The sequence below is a fragment of the Bradyrhizobium sp. P5_C11_2 genome (assembly GCF_054049755.1).
Window position 1 is genome coordinate 1 of record NZ_JBFULT010000617.1, and the last position, 4,241, is coordinate 4,241.

Sequence of the window (4,241 nt, forward strand, 5' to 3'; positions counted from 1 at the left end):
CTGTCGAGATAGCCGGTGACGACGTTCCAGCCGATCCGTCCCTCGGTGAGATGGTCGAGCGTCGACATTCGCCGTGCGAACGGGTAGGGCGGCTCAAAGGAAAGATTGCTGGTGACGCCAAAGCCGAGATTTTGCGTCACCGCCGCCATCGCCGAGAGCAGCAGCAGCGGCTCGTTCGAGGGCGTCTGTGCCGCATTGCGCAGGGCTGCGTCAGGGCTGTTGCCATAGACGTCGTAGACGCCGAGCACGTCCGCCAGGAACAGACCATCGAAGCGGCCGCGCTCCAGCGTCCTGGCGAGATCGATCCAGTAGGGCAGGCGGTTATAGTCGGCGGTACGGTCGCGCGGATGGGTCCACAGCCCCGGTGATTGATGCGCGACGCAATTCATCGCAAATGCGTTGAGCCTGATCTGCTTGGCCATGCTGGTCCCCCGGCGCCCTGTACCGGGCGCTCTTCGAATGATAGATGTGCGCCCGAACTTGGCGAAGTTCTTGCATATAACTTGCGCTTGGCAAGGCCAAAATCAGCGGCGCTGCTGCCCTTGGCAAGCCAATCTCAAGAGAGCAAGAACGAAATCCCAAGAAACTATCCAAGAACTATCCAAGAACTATCGAAGTCCCCGCCACTTTCGAAGGTCCGCCCGTCTCGGGTATGCTCCTTCGTCTTCAAACCTCGAAAAAGTAAGTCATGACCAGAGCCGACGCCATCGCCCGCGCCCGCGACGATTTCAAATCCGGTGCGTTCCTCACCGAGCTCGACCGCCGCGTCGCCTTCCGGACCGAAAGCCAGAACCCGTCGCGCGGCACGGAGCTGCGTGCCTATCTGGAACAGGAGATGGTGCCGGCCTTCGCCGCGCTCGATTTCCAAAGCCGCCTGGTCGAATCCCCCAGCGGCAAGGCGCCGTTCCTGTTCGCCGAGCATCGGGAGAGCGAAACGGCGCCGACCGTGCTGATCTACGGCCATGGCGACGTCGTCGACGGCATGGAAGGCGAGTGGCGCGAGGGCCGCGATCCCTGGCGCACCACGGTTTCAGGCACGCGCCTCTACGGCCGTGGCACCGCCGACAACAAGGGCCAGCACAGCATCAACATGGCGGCGCTCCGCGCGGTGCGCGACGCCCGCGGCGGCAAGCTCGGCTTCAATGCCAAATTCATCGTCGAGATGGGCGAGGAGATCGGCTCGCCCGATCTCGGCAAGGTCTGCGATCTCAACCGCGACGCGCTCAAGGCCGATTTGTTCATGGCCTCCGACGGGCCGCGCCTGTCCGCCGATCGGCCGACCCTGTTCCTGGGCTGCCGCGGCGGCATCCGCATCCATCTCGACGTCAATTTGCGCGACGGCGGGCACCATTCCGGCAATTGGGGCGGCGTGCTCGCCAACCCCGCGACGATTCTGGTCAACGCGATTGCCACGCTGGTCGACGGCCACGGCCGGCTTCAGCTCGACGCGCTGAAGCCGCCGCGGCTCACCAACCAGATCCGCAGCTATCTCGCCGACGTGCAGGTCGTCCCGACCGAGGACGAGCCGGCGCTCGCGGAGAATTGGGGCGAGGAGGGCCTGTCGGCAGCCGAGCGCCTCTACGCCTGGAACACGCTCGAGGTGCTGGCGATGTCATCCGGCAATATCGAGAAGCCAGCCAACGCCATTCCCGGCCACGCCAATGCCGTGCTGCAACTGCGTTTTGTCGTCGGCACCAGGATCGACGGCCTCATCGACGCCGTCCGCGCCCATCTGGTCGCAAAGGGCTTTCCGATGGTCGAGGTGCGGGCGGCGCAGAGCTTCGCCGCCTCGCGCACCGATTTCGACAGCCCCTGGATCAAATGGGCGGCGGATTCGGTGCAAGAGACCACCGGCAAGACGCCGGCGGTGTTGCCGAATTTCGGCGGCTCGCTGCCCAACGACGTGTTTTCCGAGATTCTTGGCCTGCCGACGATCTGGGTCCCGCACTCCTATCCCGGCTGCTCCCAGCATGCGCCCAATGAGCACATCCTGCTGCCATTGACCGAAGAGGCCTTGACGGTGATGGCCGGCCTGTTCTGGGATCTCGGGGAATTGCCCAAGCCACTCACCTGAGCCGTTAACCTGAGCCGTGATCCAGCCGAAAGTCACATTCTAATCCGGGCCGATTTGTGCTTGCATCCGGCCGCATCATCCTGAAAGGGGACCAAAAAAGTGAAACATTTCCGTAGCATCGGCCTCGCGCTCGCCGCGACCTTCGTCGTCAGCCAGGCTGGGGCCCAGGAACTGACCGGCACGCTGAAGAACATCAAGGACACCGGCGCCATCACCCTCGGCTTCCGCGACTCCTCGATCCCGTTCTCCTATCTCGACGACAACCAGAAGCCCGTCGGGTTCGCGATGGACATCTGCTACAAGATCGTCGACGCCGTGAAGAAGGAGCTCAAGCTCGACAAGCTCGAGGTCAAGCTCAATCCGGTGACCTCGGCGACCCGTATCCCGCTGATGGCCAACGGCACCATCGACCTCGAATGCGGCTCGACCACCAACAATGCCGAGCGCCAGAAGCAGGTCGCCTTCACCAACACCCACTTCCTGACCGCCAGCCGCTACGTCTTCAAGAAGTCGAGCGGCCTGAAGTCGATCGACGATCTCAAGGGCAAGACGGTGGTCTCGACTGCCGGCACCACCAACATCAAGCAGCTCACCGAAGCTAACGTCGCGAAAGGCCTCGGCGCCAACATCATCCCGGCCAAGGACCACGCCGAATCCTTCCTGATGGTCGAGACCGATCGTGCGGTGGCCTTCGTGATGGACGACATCCTGCTCGCGAGCCTGGTTGCCGGCTCGAAGTCGCCGGACGACTACGTCATCTCCAAGGACGCCTTCTCCAAGCCCGAGCCCTACGGCATCATGCTGCGCAAGGACGACGCGCCCTTCAAGAAGGTGGTCGATGCGGCGACCGCCGCGCTCTACACCTCCGGCGAGGGCCAGAAGATCTACGAGAAGTGGTTCACCCAGAAGATCCCGCCGAAGGGCCTGAACCTCAACACGCCGATCTCGGCCGAGCTGAAGAACGAGTTCGCAAAGCCGAGCGACTCGCCGAACCCGGACGATTATAAGTAAGTTGCTGTTTGCCTCTCCCCGCACGCGGGGAGAGGAAGCAAATTCCGGCCATTCTGGAGGGAGTGGCCGGACATTTGCATAGACGTTTACGACATCTGTGATTGGCGCGTTCGCGCGGGGGACTCGTGAACTACCACTGGAACTGGGGAATTTTCTTCGAGCCGAATCCGATGGGGACCGGCACCTATCTCGACATGCTGTTGTCGGGCCTGGTGCTGACCCTGAAGACGGCGGTGCTCGCCTGGATCATCGCGCTGATCTTCGGCTCGCTGATCGGCGTCATGCGCACGCTGCCGTCGCGGGGCGCCTACTGGTTCGGCTTCTGCTGGGTCGAGTTCTTCCGCAACATGCCGCTGCTGGTGCAGCTGTTCCTGTGGTTCTTCGTGCTGCCGGAACTGCTGCCGAAATCCGCCGGGCTGTGGCTGAAGCAACTGCCGAACGCGCCGTTCTGGACGGCCGCGATCGGCATCGGCTTCTTCATGTCGGCCCGCGTCGCCGTGCAATTGCAGGCCGGCATCGGCTCGCTGCCGCGCGGACAGAAGATGGCGGCAACCGCGCTCGGTCTCACCACCGTGCAGGGCTATCGCTACGTCCTGCTGCCGATGGCGTTCCGCATCATCCTGCCGCCGCTGACCTCCGAGTTTCTCAACACCATCAAGAACACGGCGGTCGCCATCACCATCGGCTTGATCGAATTGACCGGACAGGCGCGATCGATGCAGGAATTCTCGTTCCAGGTGTTCGAGGCCTTCACCGCCGCGACCATCCTCTATCTCCTCGTCAACGCCGTCGTCGTGACCGGAATGCGCTTCCTCGAGCGCTACGTCGCGATTCCCGGCTACATCACGGGGAAATAGCGCCATGTTCGGTAATCTCGATTTCGACGTCATCCGCCGCGCGCTGCCCTATTTGTTCTATGAGGGCATGACGTTCACGGTGACCCTGACCGCGCTCGCCGGTCTCGGCGGCCTGGTCTTCGGCACGGCGATCGCACTGATGCGGCTGTCCGGCTACAAGGTGCTCGGCCGCATCGCCGGCGTCTATGTCGACTTCATGCGCTCGCTGCCGCTGGTGCTGGTCATCTTCTGGTTCTACTTCCTGGTGCCCTATATCGGGCAGTGGGTGACCGGCGCGTCGCGGCCCATCAGTGTCGGTG

The 4,241-nt window shown here is 63.2% G+C and carries 5 protein-coding genes; 4 read left to right on the plus strand and 1 reads right to left on the minus strand.

Annotation, left to right across the window (positions count from 1 at the left end; genetic code table 11):
- Positions 1-422, minus strand: a 422-nt coding sequence (locus ACXJL8_RS35325) for an LLM class flavin-dependent oxidoreductase (RefSeq protein WP_456686486.1), incomplete at its 3' end; no start/stop codon positions are given.
- 266 nt (positions 423-688) lie between these two features.
- Between ACXJL8_RS35325 and ACXJL8_RS35330 the strand changes: the two genes are divergently transcribed.
- The 4 genes from ACXJL8_RS35330 to ACXJL8_RS35345 all read left to right on the plus strand — a co-directional run.
- A complete protein-coding gene (locus ACXJL8_RS35330) occupies positions 689-2,074 on the plus strand; it encodes a M20 family metallopeptidase (RefSeq protein ID WP_456617451.1) in 1,386 nt (461 codons plus the stop codon).
- 99 nt (positions 2,075-2,173) lie between these two features.
- Complete coding sequence (locus ACXJL8_RS35335; protein ID WP_456617452.1) at positions 2,174-3,085, plus strand: amino acid ABC transporter substrate-binding protein; 912 nt, start codon at positions 2,174-2,176, stop codon at positions 3,083-3,085.
- A 125-nt stretch (positions 3,086-3,210) separates the two neighbouring features.
- Positions 3,211-3,942: an amino acid ABC transporter permease gene (locus ACXJL8_RS35340; protein WP_456617453.1), complete on the plus strand. Its 732-nt coding sequence runs from the start codon at positions 3,211-3,213 to the stop codon at positions 3,940-3,942.
- A 4-nt stretch (positions 3,943-3,946) separates the two neighbouring features.
- Positions 3,947-4,241: ABC transporter permease subunit (locus ACXJL8_RS35345; protein WP_456686487.1), on the plus strand; the 295-nt coding region annotated here is incomplete at its 3' end.